This window comes from Acinetobacter radioresistens DSM 6976 = NBRC 102413 = CIP 103788 (assembly GCF_006757745.1).
GTDB classification, from domain to species: Bacteria; Pseudomonadota; Gammaproteobacteria; order Pseudomonadales; family Moraxellaceae; genus Acinetobacter; species Acinetobacter radioresistens.
Window position 1 is genome coordinate 2,343,239 of record NZ_AP019740.1, and the last position, 20,818, is coordinate 2,364,056.

The following is a 20,818-nucleotide window of genomic DNA, read 5'->3' on the forward strand; positions in this document are numbered from 1 at the left end:
AACCAGGCCAAGCCTGGTTTTTTCATCAGTGTGTTGGCCCCGCTGCAGCGCCTGTTTTTGGTTTTGGACACAACCAGATAATCAGGCCAGATACAACAAATACCAGTGAAAATAGTAAAAACACATGGTCAGCCGCTAATGTGAGTGCCTCTTTGTTTACCAGGTTGGAAATCATCGCTAAAGCACCTTCCGGACTCATACCACTTTGGACTAATGTATGTTGTGCCGGTTCAGGGTTCAAGCTCGACACAATTTCACTGCGTGCCAGTTTGGCATGATCATCCCACATCGTGGCAGACATAGAAGCACCTATTGCACCTGCCATCGTTCGCATAAAACTCATCAGACCAGCAGCAGAGGCTATTTCCTGAGGCAATACCGATGCCAGAGCAATATTCGACAATGGAATGAAAAAAAATGGCACTGCAAAACCTTGTAGAATCTGTGGAATTGCCAATGCCATAAAGTCTGCTTCCGAGGTCCAGAGTGCTCGCATAAAGGTTACTCCGCCCAAGACTAACAGACCGAAACACGCCAAGGCACGCTGATCATAACGGGTAGAAAGCTTGGCAACCACAGGAGACATGGTCAGGCTGCCAAAACCCATTGTTGCTGTCACATATCCGGCCCAAGTCGCAGTATAGCCAATATTGATCTGTAGCCACTGTGGAATCAGCACAATACTGCCAAAAAATGCACCAAAACCAAACGATAAGGCCAGTACTGAAATCGTGAATCCCCGATGCCTGAAGACCCGTACATTTACGATCGGATTATGTTCGGTAATTTCCCAGATTAAAAATACGATAAATCCGGCAATCGCAACTGCAGCCAGACTGTTGATAATATTGCTGTGAAACCAGTCATGTTCATGACCCAGATCCAACATCAATTGCAGGGCACCAATCCAGATTACCAGCAGGATAAGTCCGATATGATCAATCTTGAGCTTATTTAATGGAGTTTCAGCACTTTTGAGTAGGCTCACTGCTCCTAAAGCGCAAATAATACCGACTGGAATATTAATAAAGAAAATCCAGTGCCAGGAAATATTATCACTGATTGTACCGCCAAGAATTGGTCCAAGAATTGGTCCAATGACGGTAGTCATCGCCCAGAGACCCATCGCCTGTGCATGTTTTTCCTGCGGGAAAATCCGCATAAGCAGAGTCTGGCTCAGTGGCATGATCGGCCCGCCAAAAAGCCCCTGCCCGATACGGCAAATGACCAGCAAGGCCAGGCTGTTTGAAAGGCCGCATAATACTGAAAAGACAGTAAACCCGATGACGCAGGCAACAAAGGTACGGACCACTCCAAAGCGGCCAGCCAGCCAGCCGGTTAATGGTACGCAGATTGCTTCGGCAACAGCATAGGAAGTAATTACCCAGGTACCTTGTGTACTTGAAACAGCAAGGCTTCCAGTAATATGTGGTAATGAGACATTGGCGATGGTGGTATCAAGGACCACCATAAAGTTAGCCAGTGCCAGCACCAGCGCTGCAATCAGCAGCCGTCCGCCTTTAAGGTCGGCAAAAGGTGTGCTTTGGCTATTCATATTGAATTACCTGGTCAGGTCAACCGTTGCGTTCATGGACAGCCCTACCCTGAGCGGATGCTGTGCCAGCTCTTTCGGGTCAAGTGCAATCCGTACTGGTAGACGTTGAACCACCTTGATCCAGTTTCCTGTGGCATTCTGGGCTGGAATTAAAGCAAAAGCAGCTCCAGTTCCCCCGGAGAAGCCTAAAACCTTGCCATGATAAACCACCTCATCACCATAGAAATCTGATATCAGCTCTACAGCCTGACCGGTTCTGACTTTTGCCAGCTGACTTTCTTTAAAATTAGCATCGACATAAAGCTGGGCCACAGGAACCACCACCATGAGTGAGTTTCCTGGCGCTACACGCTGTCCGACCTGCACATTACGGCGGCTAACCACACCATCAAGTGGCGCATGTACTTCTGTCCGTTCCAGATCGAGCATCGCCTGCTCTACCCGTGCCTGGGCAATCAGCACATCAGGAGTAGAGCGTTCAGTAGCACCGCGAATCAGTGCTTCGTTGGCGGCCAGTGTGCTTTGTGCTGCTTTACGGTTAGCCTCAGCTTGAGACAGCCCCGCTTGTGCCAAGGTCAAGCTAGCTCGTGCGGTATCTAACACGGTTTGCGCACTGCTCATTTCTTCTTTGGAAATTGCGCCTGTTTCTGAGAGCTTGCGACGGCGTTCATAATCAGCCTGAGCCTTAGCAAGATCAGCCTCTGCCTTCTTAACCTGTGCCTGAGCACTGGCAATCTCATCAGCGCGTACCGACACCTGTGAATTTAGGGACTGGCTGTTGGCCGAGGTTTGGTTATATTGTCGTTTGGCTTTGGCTAGTTCTGCCTGTGCCTGCACCAGAGCAATTTTGGCATCACGCGGATCAATACGTACCAGTACATCTCCCTGTTTGACTTGTTGGGTATCCTTGACCAGCACTTCTGTAACCTGTCCGTTCACCATAGAGGTAATCTGGGCAGTATCGGCCCCTACGTAGGCATTATCTGTAGAAACCGAACGGCTGGCAAAGTACATCCACAATGCATAGATCAGCACCGCGACAATAAAGAGAATCGCTACAATTTTAAGAAGTTTTTTTCTTTTATTGGGAGGAGGGAGATCGCCAGAAGAAGTGACTTGCGCCGGGTCGAGATCATGAGCTTGAGCATCAGTCATAGGCTATTCCTTTTGAATATGGACCAAAGCACTGTATGGATGAAAAGACCTTGTCTGGAGCCTATCCAACTTTTATTTGGGGCTTGTTTTTCATGCAGGGCTTTGGAGAAGGAGATGGATTTTAATGCAGCTTTAAAATAAATGTCGCAAAAAAAATGTAACTGGCAAGTTCTCTTTATATGAGAAAGCTCTGCCGATTCTCCAAATAGAAACTCCAATTTTATAGAAGTTTTAGCATTTAACTCCAAAGCCGACTTTATCTCATCTGCATCAGGCGGTCCTGCTTTAACTATTTTTCTAATAGGCATAAGACGCAATTGCTGTGGCAATCGCCTTGTTTTCGTCATTGACCATAGTCATACGCATGGTACAGCCTTTACGTCCTAATCTGAGCGTTTCAGCACGTGCAATAAACTGCTGTCCACGGCCCGGAGCCAGATAATCAACCCGCATATCAACAGTCGCCAGTCGGGAAACTTTTTTAATGGTATCTGCCAGTTGCTCTGCAGGCGCGCGCTTATATAGCTCACCCATGGCAACAATACCACCGATACTGTCCAGCAAAGTTGCAGCCACACCGCCATGCAGAATCTGGAAAGCCACATTACCGATCATATAAGGCTGCATTTCAATGTAACCCTCAATTTGCCCTTCAACGACCCGCATAGTCATGCCATTATGCTGAAAATAGGGAGAACTGTTAAAGGCCTTGCATAACTGTTTGAGCACCACATCAATATCGACTTTCGAGCCCAGATGAATATTGCCAGTCCAGCTTTTATTTGTCTCGTTAACCATTTACCCGAATTACCTTTATTGAATAAATAAATAAATACCTTCGCCCTAAACCCAGATTATGGGTCTACAATAGCGGGTAGTTTAATACTGATGATCGAGATTGTTATGACTTATACGTTCAATCGTCCTGCATTTCCTGCCACCCGCATGCGTCGTATTCGAAAAAATGAAAAAATGAGATCAATGGTCAGGGAAACGCAACTAACAGCTGATCATTTGATTTATCCCGTATTTGTGTTACCTGGACAAAATCAGAGCCAGGATATTCCAAGCATGCCGAATGTACAGCGCCTCTCTGCAGACCTATTACTAAAAAAAGCGGAACGTCTTCTGGAACTCGGAGTTTCCAAGCTGGCATTATTCCCGGTGACGCCTCAAGAAGATAAAAGCCTGACAGCTGAGGCTGCATGGCATGAAGATGGTCTGGTACAAACTACTGTTCGCCTGCTGAAAAAAGAGTTACCTGATATGGTACTTATCACGGATGGTGCACTTGACCCGTATACGACTCATGGCCAGGACGGTATTATTGATGCTAGTGGCTATGTACTTAATGATGAGACTGTAGAATGCCTGATCAAGCAGGCATTAAGCCATGCTGAAGCAGGTGCAGATGTGATTGCACCAAGTGACATGATGGATGGACGCATTGGTGCAATCCGTCAGGCGCTTGAAGCCAATGGACATATTTATACCAGTATCATGGCCTATTCAGCAAAATATGCTTCTAGTTTCTATGGCCCTTTTCGCGATGCGGTAGGCTCAGCCAGCAATCTGAAAGGTGGGAATAAATATAATTACCAGATGGACGTAGGTAACCGTGCCGAAGCCCTGCATGAAATTGCCCTAGACCTGCAGGAAGGTGCAGACATGGTGATTGTCAAGCCAGGTATGCCATATCTCGACATTGTTCGAGAGGTGAAAGATACTTTCGGTGTACCTACTTTTATTTATCAGGTAAGTGGCGAATATGCGATGCTGGCAGGCGCGATCCAGAATGGCTGGCTGTCCGACAGTGCCATCCTTGAATCATTACTTTGCTGCCGTCGGGCTGGTGCGGATGGAATCTGGACCTATTTTGCTGAAGAAGCAGCGCTTAAACTTAAAGCCATGCAGTAAAATTCGGACAGGATAATGAAGATTGCCATTATTGGAGCCGGAATCAGTGGACTGCTTACGGCACTTGAGCTTATAGAACAGGGCTGTTCAGTTGATATTTTTGATCAGCCCTACAGCGGGAGTGCCTCTTGGGCAGGCGGTGGAATCCTCTCTCCAATGTATCCCTGGCGTTATGCACCCGCCGTAAACCAGCTGGCTCAATTTGGCAAAGCTTTATACCAGGAATGGAACCAGAAGTTGCAACCGGTTTCAGGAATAGATTTTCAGATTCATGAAACCGGTATGCTGATTTTTGACCAGGAAGATTTTAGGCAGGGCCTGAGTTATAGCCAGCAATTTCAGGAGCCAATGCAAATCTGTGAGCTTGTACAGCATGAGCGGCTTCGTCAGATTAATCCGCATATTGCATCTGGTTTTAAAGAAGCCCTCTATTTCCCTCAGCTTGCTAATATTCGTAATCCACGGCTATTACAATCCATTCAGAATTATTTAAAAACGCATCCTAACGTGCAGTTTTTCGAAAATACAGCAATTCAACAGCTTGATATTCAACATGGACAGATTGTAGCTGTACGAGACCAGAATCTTCGTAGCTTCCAGGCCGATCAGTTTGTACTGACTACAGGTGCCTGGTCTGAACAGTGGTCTAGACAGTTAAATATCCAGTTACCGGTACAACCGGTACATGGACAGATGATTCTGTTCAAGACACCGGAGAACTGGTTACCGACCATGTGCATGAACCGGGTAATGTATCTGATACCACGTTCTGATGGCCATATTGTCTGTGGTTCGAGCATGGCTCATCAGGGTTTTAATACTTCTATAAATTCTCAGACTTCAGAAAGTATTTTAACTGCATCTCTGGAAATGGTGCCTGAACTGGCTCAATTTCCTATTGTGAAACAGTGGGCTGGACTGCGTCCCGGTTCTCCAGAAGGTATCCCTTACATCGGAAAAATACCGGATATTAATAATTTATGGGCGAATTTTGGGCACTTCCGTAATGGTCTCTGCATGGGACCTGCATCTGCCCGCCTGCTGCGTCAGCTCATTCTTAAGCAGCCGCCCCTGGTTGAGCCTCAAGTTTATTCACCTGAACGCTTAATTCCTCAAAGCTATGATAGGGTTCACTCAACGGCCAGCTAAAAGCAGATGATCATTTCTCATCTAAAAGATCGGTAAGTGCACTATTTAAATCTGGATATTGAAACTCAAAGCCTTGTTCCAATAAAGCTTGAGGCATTACAAACTGCCCATTTAATACCAGTTGTGACTGTTCACCCAGCATTGTTTTCAATACACAGGCTGGCATACTCAACAATGGTTTTTTATGTAATTTAGCAGCAGCTATTTCAGCAAATTTTCTCTGAGTGCCCTGTTCTGGCGCTACCAGGTTATAGACTGCCTTTGCCTCACGCTGCTGTAAAATAAATGTAATGGCACGCACCACATCATTAATATGAATCCAGGTTATCGGCTGAAGGCCATGACCGATCTTGCCGACCAGATTAAAACGGATTGGCATAAGCATCTGTGGCAATATCCCGCCGTTTCTGGCAAAGGCTACTCCAAGCCTGATAATACTAACCTGTTGTCCGGGATTGTTTTTTGCCTGATGTTCCCACCGCTGACATAGCTCGGACATAAAGATATCCTGCGGCGGTGAGCTTTCATTACAGTATCCGCTCCACTGTTCTTGTGGATCAATACCATAGTACCCTATCGCAGAACCTGAAATGATGCGATGTGGCTGTATCCTGTTCTGTTGTAGCCATTCAAATACTTGACGTGTTGTCTCAATCCGGCTATTGATCAGTTCAAGTTTGCGCTTTTCTGTCCAGCGTGACTGGCCAATATTCTCACCTGCCAGATTAATTACATAATCAATCGGTTCCTGACTGATCTGTTCCAAACGGTGAATATATCGCAAACCGGCCTGAGAAGAGCTTCTATTTGGATTACGTGTCAGACCAATCACCTGATAACCCTGCTGAATCAGGTAAGCAGCAAGATGTTGGCCAATAAAACCGCTGGCACCGGTGATTAATACCTGTGGTTTCTGCTGCATCATGTAGTCCTCTTATATTTTTTAGTCAGATGAGCCAAATTTATGCTGAGCCATACGCTGGGCTTGTGGTCCATAGAACCAGTATGTCAGTAAATATAAAGGAATGGCCATGAGCAGACACATAATTACAACCAGACTCAAAAATTGCGGGTGCTGAAGATACAGCATAAAATTCTGCCATATTTCCGGATCTTTTCTTGAAAACCACACTAAACCTAGAACCAGAAAACTCAGGTTATAACCCCAAAATATCAGGGTAAATCCCAAAGTCAGCCTTTTTCTTTCCCGCTGGCTTGGCGCACGGCCCTGTTGATTTAAAAACTTGTATAGGGTAATGATCATCGCGGCCATATAAGGAATAATAGTCAAGATACCGCCCAGACCCGCCGGTAATAATGCAGCGACCACGCCTACCACTAAGGTAAGTCCCAAACACCAAAGGAAAAACTGCAAATAATATCTTGTAAGCGAGGGCATTTGACCAGTCCTAAAACAACAGATTTTTTTCAGTATAAGCCGGATAAAAAGTTTTTTTAATTTTTTTGCATTTCTTTGTCAACCAAATCCGAGGACATTACGTTATATAGGGTACAAGGCCAGCAGCAACCGCAAACGATGCATGGCATCCGCATCTGTTTACGGTGGCCTTTACTTATCAAAGCAATAACTTGAACTTCATGGCGAGTGTATATCTTGGTATCACTCATCGAAGTTTCCTTCCTTGGCCGACGATTTACTCATCACTCGAATCGTCGGCTTTTATTTTGCCTGTATATTTTAGCTTGCTACTTTAAAACCCTTTATTTCTATTTATTTATCCTTATAAGTTTTAAGCTGACATACAATAGATTATCTGCTGGCAACTAGCCAAGTACAGGCGGAAATGCTTATAGTATAGCCTTGCAGTGGTAGCATTGAGTTTTGGGGCAGGCATGGCGGTACGTTTTTTTCATACTTCAGATTGGCACTTGGGGCAGTTTTTCTATAACCATTCGCGGCAGTATGAACATCAACAGTTTCTGACCTGGCTTATAGAACAGATTAAAGACAAACAGCCACATGCGCTACTAATTGCTGGTGATGTTTTTGATGTGATTAATCCGGCATCTAGTGCTCAAAAGCAGCTCTATCAATTTCTGGCCGATGCGCACTCTGCTGCTCCCCATATGCAAACCCTGATGATTGCCGGCAACCATGACTCTGGTTATCGTCTTGAACAGGTTGAACCTTTACTTGAGAAATACAATGCAAAAACAGTCGGTATCGTGCGCTGGAATACCGAGCATCGTCTTGATTTCGACCGGCTGATTTTACCTATTCATAATGAATATCAAGAAATAGTTGCCTGGTGTATTGCACTGCCCTTTTTACGCCCGGCTGAAATTACCGGTCATGGTGAAGCAACCCAAGACAGCCAGCAGGCAATCGAATACATACATCAGGCACTTATTAAGGAGGCCTTGCAGCGTAAAACTGCAGATCAGGCATTAATTCTTATGTCTCATGCACATATGCAGGGTGCTGATGAATCTAAAGAGTCGGAACGGCCCATCATTATTGGCAACCATGAAGCACTTTCGACTGAACTGTTTAGCCCTGAAATTGATTATGTGGCTTTGGGTCATCTACATAAACCACAGAAAGTCCAGTCTCCACATGTCCGTTATAGTGGCTCTCCGATTCCTCTTTCATTTAGCGAACTCAACTATAAACATCAGGTACTTGAGGTCAATATTGATCCGGATCTATCTGAGAATAGACTCGAGATGAATCCGCTTTATATTCCGCGTACTGTACAGCTACACCGCTTGAGCGGTGAACTCGATGAGGTATTAACGCAGCTTACCTTACTACCTGCAGGAGAAATTTCTGATATCGACCAGCGTGATTATCTTGATATTGAATATTATAGCCTGACTCCGCCTCCACCTGACTTACGCAAAAAAATTGAAGATCTGCTCCCACCCGAGCGCTATCGGCTGGTGCGGATTAGCCGAAAATATTTACAGCAGAGTTCATCTGAAGTTCATGCATCTAAAATTGATCTGGCACCGCCAACCCCTGAACAGCTCTTTGAACAGTTATGGCAAAAAATGGGCTATAGTCAGGATGAACAGGTCAAGCAAGATTTTATGACACTACTGCAAGATGCACAGCAGTCAGAACATAAAGTGAAAACGGCGGATAATACATGAAAATTGTACGCCTAAAACTCCAGAATCTGGCTTCTTTGGCGGGTGAACAGGAAATCGATTTTGAGGCTGACCCTCTACAGCATGCTGGTCTGATTGCTATTACTGGCGCCACAGGTGCAGGAAAATCGACCCTGCTGGATGCGATGTGTCTGGCATTATTTAATAAAATTCCCAGATTAAAAACCCATGAAGGTAAGCTCAAGGATGTCAGTGGCCAAGACGTACAGATTGATTCAACTCTCAATATCCTGCGGCGAGGAACAGCCCATGCCTATAGTGAGCTTGAGTTCATCGCCCAGAACCAGAAACGCTATATTGCCCGCTGGGAATTAAAACGTGCACGCGGACATGCCGAAGGTAAATTACAGGCAGTGCAGCGTGCATTGGTCTGTGTCACTGATGGCAACATGCTTACAGACAAGGCTAAAGAGTGTGATAAACAGGTATTGGAGCTGATTGGCCTGAGCTTTGAACAGTTTACCCGGGCCGTACTTCTGGCGCAGTCAGAAGTTGGAGCTTTTTTAAAAGCCAAAGACAATGAGCGGGCTGACTTACTGGAATACCTGACCAATTCCAATATTTTCAGTCTGGTGGGTAAGGCTGCGTTTGAACGGACCAAAATGGTCCGGATACAGCGAGAAAAATTAAATGAGCTGATTGGCCATGTAGAGCTGCTCAGTACTGAACAGATGGCGCAACTCGAAGATCAATATAAAGCACGACAACAGCAAGTGCAGCAACTTGAGCAACAGCGCCAGATTTTAAGAAATGAGCTGCAATGGCATAAAAGTCACGACCTGCTCTACACTCAGATACAGGCCAAGCAGGAGTTTTATCAGGTCCAGCTGGATGCCAACCAGAAGCTGGGTGAACAGCGCCAGCGTTTACAACAGCTTGAGCAGTTCGCCTCCATTCGTCCAGTCCTGCTTCAGCAAAAACGCTGTGAGCAGCAATTGCAGAATCTTGAAAAACAAATTTCTCAACACCAGCAGTTGTTCCAGCAGGTTTGTGAAGAGTATCAGACAGCACAAAAAAGCTGTCAGGCAGCCAGAACTGCAGTAGAAGATGAAAAGCTGCGTCAGAACCAGCTAGCTCCCTATTTGAATCAGGCCAAGCAGTTATTGGACCAGCGGAAGCTAATTGAGAGTCAGTATACGCAGATACGCAATAAACTTAAGGAAAAAACTGCTGAACAACAGCAGCAACTTGAACAGTTACAGCAGGCACAGCAACAATATCAGCAGCTGGAAAATATACAGCAGCAACTACAGCAGCAACTTGCACAAAGCCAGCAATTGTGCGGTTTTGATAGTGAACCGCAAGCTAGTTTACAGCACCTGAAAGCCTATATAGCTCAGGCTCAACAGGCATCGGAACTGTACACGCAAGATCAAATTGTCCATCTTCAAATCCAGCAGGATTCAATTGAACAGCAACTTCATAAACTGGTTCAACATGCAGGTAATGCCAACCAGCTTGAGAAAGAACTGCGTGATTTGTATCAGCAGCGTGAGCAACAGCTGGAACGCACCTATCAGTTTGAACAGCTCCAACACCAGCTGGAACGTTGGCAGATACACTATAGTGAACATCAAAGCCTCGACCAGAATATTCATCAATTAAAAAGTGAGATTCAAGAGCTGCACACTGCAATGCTGGAACAGCACTCAGCTTATGAGCATGACAAGAAAGAGCGTGAACTGTTACAGAAGCAATTACAGCAACAGCGTCTACTCTTTTCAGAAAATATTGAGCAGTTACGTGCAGCTCTGCAGCCAGATGAACCGTGTATGGTCTGCGGCAGCCAGCAGCATCCTTATCGTGAACAGCAGCATTCACTTGAGAAATCATTGCTGGCTATACAGGAACAGCAGGAAAAAAATTATCTGCAAAAAGAACAGGAAGCTCAAAATCAGTGGCTGGCTGCCCGGCAGCAGTATCTAAAACAGGAAACCGTCCTGTCACATTTGCAGCAACAGCAGCAGTACTCTCTTGAACAGATACAGCAATTACAACAGCAGCTTCAGCACAAATACAGTTTTTCCGGGCTAGAGCTTCTATGGGAACAGCCCCCCGAACAATTGCTTTTAAAACTAGGAGAGCTACAACAGGTTCAGCTTAAAGTACGTGAACAGCTTGATTTTAATATTACAGAAACTCAAAAGACCCAGTCGCAGTATAATGAATTGGTTCGGCAACTCGAAAAGCTTCGAGCACAATGTATCCGTGCACAGCAATTACAACAGCTCGCTACTCCAATTTTAAAGAAACTGCCTTCAAGTCAACATTCAGACTGGCATGACAATAGCCTTCAAGAAGCACAACATATTTATCAGGTCTTCCAGAATCGCTTGTTACAGCTTGAGCAGCTAAATACTCATAAAGGCTCAGTAGAGCAGCTAAACCTAAAATTACAGCCTCAACAGCTTCAATATCAATATTTAAATACGCAAATTGTTCAATTAGAGCAAGAGCTGGAACAGCTCAAGCAGCAAGGTCTAGATAATGTTGCACAGGTTAAAGAATTAACGCTGAAAGTTGCCGGACAAACTTATGAACAGGCCCAACATTGGCTGGATGACCTTACGCAACAGCTTTCCATACTGGAACAATCCTACTTGGAAAAACAGCAATATTTTGAAGGACTTCAGCAAAACTATCAGCAGCAGCAATCCAAAATTTCTCAATTTCAGGCGACCCGGCAGCATGTTCAGCAGGAATATACGAATATATATGCCCAAGTTCAACACTGGCTCAATGATCATCCTGACTATTCCTCTGAACTGATTGAGTTTTTAGTATTACAAGATGTGACAGAAGAACAGCGAATACGTCAACTGATTCAGGCGAACGATCGGGGTCTATCTGAGGCAAAAACTGCCTTAAATACCCTACAGGAACAGTTTGAACAGCATCTTGCTACCAAACCGGCTCATGAGTTTGAACAGTTACAGAGTTTGCTTGAAAATCTGGAAATACAGCTAGAACATACTTATCAGGAACGTGATCAGCTAAGAACAAAACTGGAAATCCAGCAGCATAATTTGCATAAGCAGCAACAGTTTCAAAAACAGATTGTGCAGGTACAGCAGGAAGAATACCGTTGGAGCCGTATTTCGGAGCTGATTGGCAGTGCAGACGGTGCACGCTTTAAAAAACTTGCTCAGGAACATCACTTGGATATTCTGGTCGAATATGCCAACCAGCAGCTTCAACCATTAGCACCACGCTACCAGTTGCAACGAATTGAAGACAGTCTGGGACTGGCTATTATTGATCACCACATGAACGGCGAAGTCCGGCCGGTCCTGTCACTCTCTGGCGGAGAAACCTTTTTGGTTTCACTCGCATTGGCGCTGGCAATTGCCAACATGGCTTCAGGTTCCATGAAAATCGAATCTTTATTTATTGATGAGGGTTTCGGTACGCTAGACCCGGCATCTCTACATGTAGTCATGGATGCACTGGACCGTTTACAGGGTCAAGGCCGTAAAGTAACCTTAATTTCACACGTACAGGAAATGCATGAGCGTATTCCTATCCAGATTCAGGTGAAAGCGGTTGGCTCTGGTGCCAGTCGGATTCAAATTGTTGGTTAATATAAGGCAGCTTCATTTTAAACTGCCGGCAGATTTGAAAATAGTTGCTTCGGTGCTGATTATACTTTATCTGAATAATCCCGGGTGCCAAATAGCGCTGTTCCAATCCGCACCATGGTAGAGCCGGCTACCACTGCAGCTTCAAGGTCAGCTGACATTCCCATACTCAAGGTATCCCAAACTTGCGGATGGGCATGAAATGTGCGCACCTGGTTAAATAGTTGCCGGGTATGTTCAAATGCATCAGTATGGCCTGGTGCCGGTATAACCATTAGGCCACGCAGGCATAAATTTGGAAGCTGACTGATCATCTTGACCAGCTCTGCAACCTGTTCAGGTGAACACCCATCTTTGCTTTCTTGCCCATCAATATTAACCTGAATGCAAATATTTAAAGCAGCTCGCTGTTCAGGTCGCTGAGCAGACAGCCGCTCTGCAATAATAAGACGGTCTACCCCATGTACCCAGTCAAAATTTTCAGCCAGCAGTTTGGTTTTATTGCGCTGCACGTGTCCGATAAAATGCCATTCAATATCATTTAAATCTTGCAGGCTGTGTATTTTTTCGAGTGCTTCCTGCAGATAGTTTTCACCAAAACTGCGTTGCCCAGCCTGATACATTTCACGTAAGACGACAGCAGAATGTGTTTTGGAAACTGCCAGTAATTGTACTGCGTCATCTGCACGTCCTGCTTTGTGGCTTGCTTCTTGAATCTGTGCCAGAACCTGATCACGGGCATCTTGAAGTTTATTCATTGACTGAGTTCTCATTTTGCCAAGTTTTTTTAAATTCCCTGTATTCAACTGTTGGTTCAGCTGAGGGAAAGCCGTATTATTCTACAAAATAATCAAGAATTCTTTTACGGTGGCGGGGACATTATGGATATTACAGAACTTTTGGCATTCTCGGTTAAAAATGGTGCCTCAGACTTACATCTTTCAGCAGGAATGCCGCCGATGATCCGGGTCGATGGAGAAGTCCGCCGTATAAATCTGCCGGCACTTGAGCATAAGGATGTACACCGTCTGGTCTATGACATTATGAATGACAAGCAGCGCCGTGACTATGAAGAACTGCTGGAAACCGATTTTTCTTTTGAAGTTCCCGGTGTCGCCCGTTTCCGTGTGAATGCATTTAATCAGAACCGTGGAGCTGGTGCAGTCTTCCGGACCATTCCATCGAAAGTACTGACTATGGAAGATCTAGGCATGGGCCAAATCTTCCGTGATATCTGTGACTACCCACGTGGTATTGTTCTGGTTACTGGCCCGACAGGTTCGGGTAAGTCAACCACGCTGGCAGCAATGCTCGATTATATTAATGAAAACCGTTATGACCATATTTTAACAGTAGAAGATCCGATTGAATTCGTACATCAGTCTAAAAAATGCCTGATTAACCAGCGTGAAGTCCACCGTGACACACATGGCTTTAATGAAGCCCTGCGCTCAGCCTTACGTGAAGATCCGGATATTATCCTGGTAGGTGAGATGCGTGATCTTGAAACTATCCGTCTGGCACTGACTGCGGCAGAAACTGGTCACCTGGTATTTGGTACCCTGCATACCACATCAGCTGCAAAAACAATTGACCGTGTAATTGACGTATTTCCTTCTGAAGAAAAAGATATGGTTCGTGCCATGCTATCTGAGTCACTTCAGGCTGTGATTTCACAAACACTCCTCAAGAAAAATGGTGGTGGTCGTGTAGCCGCCCATGAAATCATGATCGGAATACCGGCCATCCGTAACCTGATACGTGAGAATAAAGTTGCTCAAATGTATTCTGCTATTCAGACCGGCGCCAACCATGGTATGACTACCCTTGACCAAAGCCTGAAAACTTTAGTCTCTAAAGGCGTCATCAGCCCGCAAACTGCCCGTATGGCAGCAAAACAGCCCGAAGCTTTTATGTAATTTGCAATGTAATTAAGTGAGATAGCACATGGACTTTAATGACTTGCTTAACCTGATGATGGAACAAAAAGCATCGGATCTGTTTATTACTGCCGATGTTGAACCGTCAATGAAGATTAATGGCCAGATTGTTCCGGTTTCAAAAAACAAACTGACTGGTGAGATTGTCGGACAGCTAATTCATGCAATTATGACCGATAAACAGCGGCAGGAATTTGCAGATACACGTGAATGCAACTTTGCTATCACTAACCGGGAAAAAACAGCCCGTTTTCGGGTCAGCGCCTTTCAGCAGCGTGATTTACCCGGCATGATTTTACGCCGGATTGAAACACAGATTCCAACAATGGATGACCTGAAACTGCCACAGGTGTTAAAAGAACTGGCTATGACCAAGCGCGGCATTATTATTTTCGTGGGTGCCACCGGTACAGGTAAGTCAACCTCGCTTGCTTCAATGATTGGTTATCGGAACCATAATTCCAAAGGTCACATTATTACCATTGAAGATCCGATTGAATTTGTTCATGAACATGCCGGCTGTATTATTACTCAGCGTGAAGTAGGTATTGATACAGCATCCTTTGAAATTGCGCTAAAAAATACGCTGCGACAAGCACCTGATGTTATTTTAATCGGGGAAATTCGTTCACGGGAAACAATGGATTATGCGATTGCATTTGCAGAGACTGGTCACCTGGTCCTGGCAACTTTACATGCCAATAATGCCAATCAGGCACTAGATCGTATTGTCCATTTCTTTGAGGCAGACCGGCATAGCCAGCTGTATATGGATTTATCACTGAACTTAAAAGCGGTAATTGCCCAGCAGTTGATTCCTACTCTAGATGGTAATGGCCGGCGTGCTGCAATTGAAGTCCTGATCAATACCCCTCTGCTTGCAGATTACATCCGTAAAGGCGAAGTACATGAAATCAAGGACCTGATGAAGCGTTCACGTGAATTGGGTATGCAGACGTTTGACCAGGCACTATATGATTTGTATAAGGCCGGTCAGATTAGTTACAAAGATGCCCTTAAACATGCCGATGCTCCAAATGATTTACGTCTGCAAATCAAACTGTCCGAAGAAGGGGCCAGTCAGTTAATGGCTGCAGGACGTAATATTACTTTTGATGGTCAATAAACGATAACGACAATAAAAAAGGGCCATTCCATGGCCCTTTTAATATGTTGTATTTATGTAGATTTTATTTCTTGCGAAAAGCATCTTGGCATTCAGTATCGCCACAGTAACCATATAAATTGAGCGAGTGACCTGTCAAATGAAAATTATATTGCTCAGCAACCTTATGCTGCTCCTGTTCAATAATATCATTTGTAAATTCAACCACTTTATTACAGTTTAGGCAGACCAGATGGTCATGATGATCTTCCTGCATAATTTCAAAAACTGAATGGCTATTTTCAAAATTGTGACGCTGGATAATACCGGCTGTTTCAAACTGGGTTAACACACGATAAACGGTTGCTAAACCTACATCTTCACCCTGTTCGAGTAAAGTTTTATAAATATCTTCCGCACTCAAATGATGTTGTTTTGAATTTTCTAATAATTCCAATATTTTGATTCGTGGAAGGGTAACTTTAAGTCCAGCTTTGCGTAAATCTTGATTTGAAATAGCCATGAAAAAAGGTCTCTCAACAAATTTTAAGTTGGAATATGCAACAGAGTTTAGATGCAGTATGATTTATCCTTGGATCAAATGCATCATAATTAATTGGGATAGTGTAGCAAAATGCAAAAACTTATGCTGACGTTAGTCGTCACTTCACTGCTTGTCGGCTGTTCAACCTTGGGCGTTTATAAAGTTGATATCCCTCAGGGAACGCCATTAACTCAGGCACAAGCTTCAAAAGTCCAGGTGGGTATGTCTCATCAGCAAGTACGTTTTCTGCTTGGAAGCCCAACCGTAACTGATCCATTGAATCCATTACGCTGGGATTACATTTACAACTATATCCCAGGAACCTATGCCAAGAAAGCCAAGATTCCAGCGGCACATGGCCAGCATTTAAAGATTTACTTTAATGAAACAGGCATTGTTACCAAAATTGAAGGGCTGGAAACTATTCCAGAATCCCAACCTGGTCTGCCAGCTTCCAGAGAAGCGATTTTAAATGCGCCCCCACTATAGACGCTTTAAAATAAAAAGAAACCCCTCGATGAGGGGTTTTTCATATCATTTCAATTGTCTGAGACGATTACTTTTGGCATAACGTCCTACCGGATTTTTTTCTGCCCGTTTACGGCGAGTCTCTTTCGGATTTATGGTTAAAGGCCGATAGATTTCTACCCGGTCTCCTGCCTGTAGTGGCTGACTCATCGCAGTCACTTTTATGCCAAAAATTCCGGTCTGTAGCACTTCAGGTAAATCAATCTTATTCCGTATACCACTTTGCTCTATTGCATCCCGAACGGTCATTCCTTCAGTAAACTCAACAGCAATCAGAAACTGTACTTCAGGATGGGCATAAGCGACCCAGACTTGCTGATGCTTCACCATTATATAAACTGCCTGATAATCGCAACCATAGCTAATAAAATAGATAACGGTAAAACAATACGCACTGCAATACGCCACAAGTTGTAAAACAGCTCATTACTAAAGTTCATAGATTTGCGTAAATGGCTAATCTTCATGATCCAGCCAGCAAAAATGGCATAGATCAGGCAAATTATAAGACCCCATAACATTAATACCAGATTTAGCGCTGAATAAATTTCTGGAATTGCCCAAACCAATAAAGCAATTAGTAAAATCGCCCATTGTAGAACAATCGCAACTTGACGTTGTAATAACTGCTCACGGGCAAATTGAATAAACAATGCCGCTGCTGCTAGTGCAGTAATTACCAATGCAATAACAGGAAGCTCACCATTGGCAACAAAGAACCCAAAAGCAATTAAAGCGACTAGCTGTGCAAACCAGATCGGTAGAACCGTACCCGTTACTGCATTTTGTGTTTGTACCCGGGGCAAACTACTTTGCCAGTATAAGCCCAATCCCAGACCACTGGCCACAAGCGCAAGTACTGTTGCACTTCCCCACTCGCTAAACTCGACTGATGTCCATTGCCAGCTTGCAGCCGGCGTACCTAGGGTGTTTGCAGTAATTAGTGAAACAATAACGCCTAAAGCTGTCACAGGAACAAGGAACTGGCGTGGAATAAAAGAGCCAATTAATGCAACTACTGCCATTGCTAGAAAAACAAGATGTGGAGCAAAGTCCGGAATCATTTGCAGCTGAATCAGCTGAGCAGCATTAAATAATACGGCACCAGCCAAGAATGGAATAAAGATAACTGCAAGCCAGCCTACCAGACGCCAGCGTGCTGAGGCATCTGCATCGCGGGTCAGCCCAGATAAAGCATTTAATGCGGTAGTTTTGGAACGTTTAGCGAGTGCAATTTCCAGATAAGTAATCGGTAAGGCTAAAAATAGCATCGTTCCTAACCAGAGCAACCAAAAATCAAACTGTCGCTCGAACTGAATCCCCACCACAGGGGCAAGCGTCGCAATAATAATAAAGGTTAAACAAAATGCCATCAGCGGCGATAACCATCGTGACATAGAATTGTCCTGCATGATGCGTTCCTTGAATGAGTCTGCCGATATTTTGCCTTTCTCATGAACGAAAATCAAAGACTCAAATAAAAAATGCAAACCACCCCGAAAGATGATTTGCAGCGCTAATTTTTTATTTACTTATTCCTTGTTATTCTTATGTCAGTTTTCTTATGAAAAGAAACGAGCAAACCAATTTTTTCCCTTTTTCTTTTCTTTCTCTTTCAGGATGCCCATCATATTTTCTTTTACAGCGCCAACATAATCAGCATCATCATGCTGAATATGGTTAATTAACCATTTTGAAAGGATTTCATGTAACTCATGTTCAATAGACGCCCCTTGTTCAAACTGTTGACGGTAAAGTTCAATCTTTTTAATAAACAGATCGTGTACACGTTTATGAGGTACACGATATTTATAACCGGCTTCTTCTTGCAAGCTCTCTTCAAAAGTAAAATGTGACTGGGTGTAATCAATAATATCATCAAGAATCTGTTTCGTATGATGACGATCTGTATTCTGGTCAATCTGGTTAATATAATCCAGAATCCGCTTGTGTTGATCGTCAATTACATCAATACCAGTATTATACTCTGGACTCCATTTCATTTTCATTACGTCCGCCCCAGCTATAATCAATTAAGTACTGAGAGAATCATATCGGTAAAAAAACAAAATAAAAATGAAGTAATTTAGTTGGTTTTAATATAATTTCCATATTTATTATTCAAACTATTATTTTTGATATAAAAAATATTTTAACCAGACCAAAAGAGTAAGTTATTTTTTAACCAATTTATATTATATTTAATTTTTAATACTTTATTAATACAAGCTTTTCTATATTTTATATATTAAGGGCCATATAATAAATCTATTATTTTATAGTAACTTATATTTTAATATTGATCAGCTTTAGTGACTCGCTTTAATTCAGGATTTTTAGCTTCCCGAATGAGTCGTTCAATATGCGTAAAGGCATATTTAATCGGTTTTCCATGCTGAAATAAAATCATTTCCCCTGGTTGATATGCAGTCCAGATCTCATTATGAGTCAAAGGTTCTGTAGTAATAACTGCAACCCGGTCTTCTGGTGTAGTCACATGACTAAAATCGACTTCAACATCTAAATCGATTAATTGTGCAGGCTGAAACGGATATTCACGTACCAGCCAGTGCAGCTTGGTGGTGGCATAGCTAAATAATGCCTGGCCATTTGAAAGGCAATAATTGAACGTACCGTACTCTGCAATTTTAGGTGCAACGTCCTCTAGTACAGCAAAGATCTCTTCTATTGCAGGCTCATTATAGCCAAAATGCTCAACCAGCTGATCAAGCAAATAACAGAATGCATATTCACTGTCAGTATTTCCTACCGGCGTAAAGCGGCCAGTCAATGGAGGATTAAACTCATGCAAGTCACCATTATGGGCAAAAATCCAGTGGCGCCCCCATAATTCACGTATAAATGGATGTGAATTTTCTAAAGTAATTTTACCCTGTGTTGCTTTACGGATATGGGCAATTACATTTCGAGATTTGATAGGATAATTACGGATAAGCTCAGCAATCGGCGATTCTACTGCCGACTGGTTATCTACAAATAGCCGGCAGGCCTTATCTTCAAAAAAAGCGATACCAAAACCGTCTGAATGGTCAGAAGTTACTCCAGCCCGCTGTGAAAAGCCGCGAAAAGAAAACGTTATATCTGTCGGAGTTGCACAATTCATTCCCAAAAGCTGACACATAATCTTTAATCAGGGTCTTAATAAAATCTTGAAGTTATTGTGCATGAGTCATCTTAAACTTGTAAATCTTAATCTTGGTGTATGTCTGTTTTATTTTTTGCAAACAGAAAAAAGTCACCGAAGTGACTTTTTAAACTGTCCAGTTATGACCTGCTTGCACCAAAATGGGCACGGTTAGTAATCAAAGTTCCAACTCCATGATCAGTAAAGACTTCCAGTAGGGTTGCATGAGGTACGCGACCATCAACAATGTGGGCACTAACTACCCCTGCCTTGACTGCATCAAGTGCACAGCCAACTTTAGGAATCATGCCACCATAGATCACGCCTGTTTCAATCAGATGATCAACTTCCTGTGTGGTAAGGCCTGTTAGCAATTTTTTATTTTCATCCAGTACACCGGCAATATTGGTTAACAGTACCAGTTTTTCAGCACCTAGAGCTTCAGCCACCTTCCCTGCAACCAGATCAGCATTGATATTGTAAGTATTACCTTCCTCATCTACACCCAGTGGTGCAATCACCGGAATAAAGTCACTCTGGGTAAACATTTCGATGACATCGGTTTTTACTTCAACGACTTCCCCTACCAGTCCCAGATCAATCTGGTGAATGCTGCCATCTTCTGCCTGTTTTTCCATCAGAAGTTTGCGGGCTTTAAGCAAATTACCGTCTTTGCCGGTCAAACCAATTGCACGGCCACCATGCTGGTTAATCAGATTGACAATAGATTTGTTAACACTGCCACCTAACACCATCTCGACTACTTCCATAGTCGCAGGATCTGTTACACGCATCCCATCTATACGCTCAGACTCGCGGCCTAACTGTTTTAGAAATGAATCGACCTGCGGGCCTCCACCATGTACGACGACCGGGTTTAAACCGACTGTTTTTAACAGAACAATGTCACGGGCAAAGGAGCTTTCCAGTGCCGGATCAGTCATGGCATTACCACCATATTTTACCACCAGCGTTTTACCGGCAAAATGTTGAATATACGGCAACGCTTCGGTCAGAATTTCAGCCTTGTTGATGCCAGCACTAGTTTGCTGATGTGGCATTCACCT

General features: G+C 43.8%; 19 protein-coding genes. 7 read left to right on the forward strand and 12 right to left on the reverse strand.

Features of this window, described 5'->3' with window-relative positions:
* Positions 1 to 25 precede the first annotated feature (25 nt).
* From ACRAD_RS10985 to ACRAD_RS10995, 3 genes are all read right to left on the reverse strand, one after another.
* The gene (locus ACRAD_RS10985; protein ID WP_005027456.1) at positions 26 to 1,555 is read right to left on the reverse strand and encodes a DHA2 family efflux MFS transporter permease subunit; all 1,530 of its coding nucleotides are present in this window, start codon (positions 1,553 to 1,555) and stop codon (positions 26 to 28) included.
* 6 nt (positions 1,556 to 1,561) lie between these two features.
* Positions 1,562 to 2,710, reverse strand: coding sequence for an HlyD family secretion protein (locus ACRAD_RS10990; RefSeq protein WP_005027458.1), 1,149 nt, complete (start codon positions 2,708 to 2,710; stop codon positions 1,562 to 1,564).
* A 297-nt stretch (positions 2,711 to 3,007) separates the two neighbouring features.
* Complete coding sequence (locus ACRAD_RS10995) at positions 3,008 to 3,508, reverse strand: thioesterase family protein (protein ID WP_005027462.1); 501 nt, start codon at positions 3,506 to 3,508, stop codon at positions 3,008 to 3,010.
* A gap of 105 nt (positions 3,509 to 3,613) precedes the next feature.
* Between ACRAD_RS10995 and hemB the strand changes: the two genes are divergently transcribed.
* Together hemB and ACRAD_RS11005 are read left to right on the forward strand one after the other, a co-directional pair.
* Entirely contained in the window at positions 3,614 to 4,627 is a 1,014-nt protein-coding gene (hemB, locus tag ACRAD_RS11000) for a porphobilinogen synthase (RefSeq protein WP_005027463.1), read from the forward strand.
* A gap of 15 nt (positions 4,628 to 4,642) precedes the next feature.
* Positions 4,643 to 5,776: an NAD(P)/FAD-dependent oxidoreductase gene (locus tag ACRAD_RS11005; RefSeq protein ID WP_005027466.1), complete on the forward strand. Its 1,134-nt coding sequence runs from the start codon at positions 4,643 to 4,645 to the stop codon at positions 5,774 to 5,776.
* Positions 5,777 to 5,786: 10 nt separating this feature from the next.
* On the opposite strand, the gene ACRAD_RS11010 is transcribed toward ACRAD_RS11005, so the two are convergent.
* Both ACRAD_RS11010 and ACRAD_RS11015 read right to left on the reverse strand, forming a co-directional pair.
* Positions 5,787 to 6,701: a TIGR01777 family oxidoreductase gene (locus tag ACRAD_RS11010; RefSeq protein WP_005027467.1), complete on the reverse strand. Its 915-nt coding sequence runs from the start codon at positions 6,699 to 6,701 to the stop codon at positions 5,787 to 5,789.
* A gap of 18 nt (positions 6,702 to 6,719) precedes the next feature.
* Positions 6,720 to 7,175, reverse strand: a complete 456-nt coding sequence (locus ACRAD_RS11015) for an ABZJ_00895 family protein (protein ID WP_005027469.1) — start codon at positions 7,173 to 7,175, stop codon at positions 6,720 to 6,722.
* Between the two features lie 455 nt (positions 7,176 to 7,630).
* On the opposite strand from ACRAD_RS11015, the gene ACRAD_RS11020 reads away from it, so the two are divergent.
* Both ACRAD_RS11020 and ACRAD_RS11025 read left to right on the forward strand, forming a co-directional pair.
* A complete protein-coding gene (locus ACRAD_RS11020) occupies positions 7,631 to 8,893 on the forward strand; it encodes an exonuclease SbcCD subunit D C-terminal domain-containing protein (RefSeq protein WP_005027472.1) in 1,263 nt (420 codons plus the stop codon).
* Positions 8,890 to 12,492: an AAA family ATPase gene (locus tag ACRAD_RS11025; RefSeq protein ID WP_005027475.1), complete on the forward strand. Its 3,603-nt coding sequence runs from the start codon at positions 8,890 to 8,892 to the stop codon at positions 12,490 to 12,492. The genes ACRAD_RS11020 and ACRAD_RS11025 overlap by 4 nt, the downstream gene beginning before the upstream one ends.
* Before the next feature lie 59 nt (positions 12,493 to 12,551).
* Here the strand turns inward: ACRAD_RS11025 and ACRAD_RS11030 are convergent, their stop codons facing one another.
* Positions 12,552 to 13,247 (reverse strand): YggS family pyridoxal phosphate-dependent enzyme, encoded by a 696-nt coding sequence (locus ACRAD_RS11030; RefSeq protein ID WP_005027477.1) that lies wholly within the window; start codon positions 13,245 to 13,247, stop codon positions 12,552 to 12,554.
* A 123-nt stretch (positions 13,248 to 13,370) separates the two neighbouring features.
* On the opposite strand from ACRAD_RS11030, the gene ACRAD_RS11035 reads away from it, so the two are divergent.
* Both ACRAD_RS11035 and ACRAD_RS11040 read left to right on the forward strand, forming a co-directional pair.
* Positions 13,371 to 14,408: a type IV pilus twitching motility protein PilT gene (locus tag ACRAD_RS11035; protein ID WP_005018932.1), complete on the forward strand. Its 1,038-nt coding sequence runs from the start codon at positions 13,371 to 13,373 to the stop codon at positions 14,406 to 14,408.
* Positions 14,409 to 14,436: 28 nt separating this feature from the next.
* Positions 14,437 to 15,555, forward strand: a complete 1,119-nt coding sequence (locus ACRAD_RS11040) for a PilT/PilU family type 4a pilus ATPase (RefSeq protein ID WP_005018931.1) — start codon at positions 14,437 to 14,439, stop codon at positions 15,553 to 15,555.
* A gap of 64 nt (positions 15,556 to 15,619) precedes the next feature.
* On the opposite strand, the gene fur is transcribed toward ACRAD_RS11040, so the two are convergent.
* Positions 15,620 to 16,057: a ferric iron uptake transcriptional regulator gene (gene fur, locus ACRAD_RS11045; protein WP_005018930.1), complete on the reverse strand. Its 438-nt coding sequence runs from the start codon at positions 16,055 to 16,057 to the stop codon at positions 15,620 to 15,622.
* A gap of 111 nt (positions 16,058 to 16,168) precedes the next feature.
* On the opposite strand from fur, the gene ACRAD_RS11050 reads away from it, so the two are divergent.
* On the forward strand, positions 16,169 to 16,567 hold the full coding sequence (locus ACRAD_RS11050; RefSeq protein WP_005027479.1) for an outer membrane protein assembly factor BamE: 399 nt from the start codon (positions 16,169 to 16,171) through the stop codon (positions 16,565 to 16,567).
* A gap of 45 nt (positions 16,568 to 16,612) precedes the next feature.
* Here ACRAD_RS11050 and ACRAD_RS11055 read toward each other — a convergent pair whose 3' ends face one another.
* The 5 genes from ACRAD_RS11055 to argB form a co-directional block, all read right to left on the reverse strand.
* Entirely contained in the window at positions 16,613 to 16,936 is a 324-nt protein-coding gene (locus tag ACRAD_RS11055) for an RnfH family protein (protein ID WP_005027482.1), read from the reverse strand.
* Positions 16,936 to 18,018, reverse strand: coding sequence for a membrane protein (locus tag ACRAD_RS11060; RefSeq protein WP_005027483.1), 1,083 nt, complete (start codon positions 18,016 to 18,018; stop codon positions 16,936 to 16,938). The genes ACRAD_RS11055 and ACRAD_RS11060 overlap by 1 nt, the downstream gene beginning before the upstream one ends.
* A 150-nt stretch (positions 18,019 to 18,168) precedes the next feature.
* Entirely contained in the window at positions 18,169 to 18,615 is a 447-nt protein-coding gene (locus tag ACRAD_RS11065; protein ID WP_005404364.1) for a bacteriohemerythrin, read from the reverse strand.
* A gap of 284 nt (positions 18,616 to 18,899) precedes the next feature.
* Positions 18,900 to 19,748 carry a class II glutamine amidotransferase gene (locus ACRAD_RS11070; RefSeq protein ID WP_005027485.1) on the reverse strand — a complete coding sequence of 283 codons (849 nt, stop codon included), beginning with the start codon at positions 19,746 to 19,748 and terminating at the stop codon, positions 18,900 to 18,902.
* 143 nt (positions 19,749 to 19,891) lie between these two features.
* Positions 19,892 to 20,812, reverse strand: a complete 921-nt coding sequence (gene argB / locus ACRAD_RS11075) for an acetylglutamate kinase (RefSeq protein ID WP_005018923.1) — start codon at positions 20,810 to 20,812, stop codon at positions 19,892 to 19,894.
* Between the last annotated feature and the right edge of the window lie 6 nt (positions 20,813 to 20,818).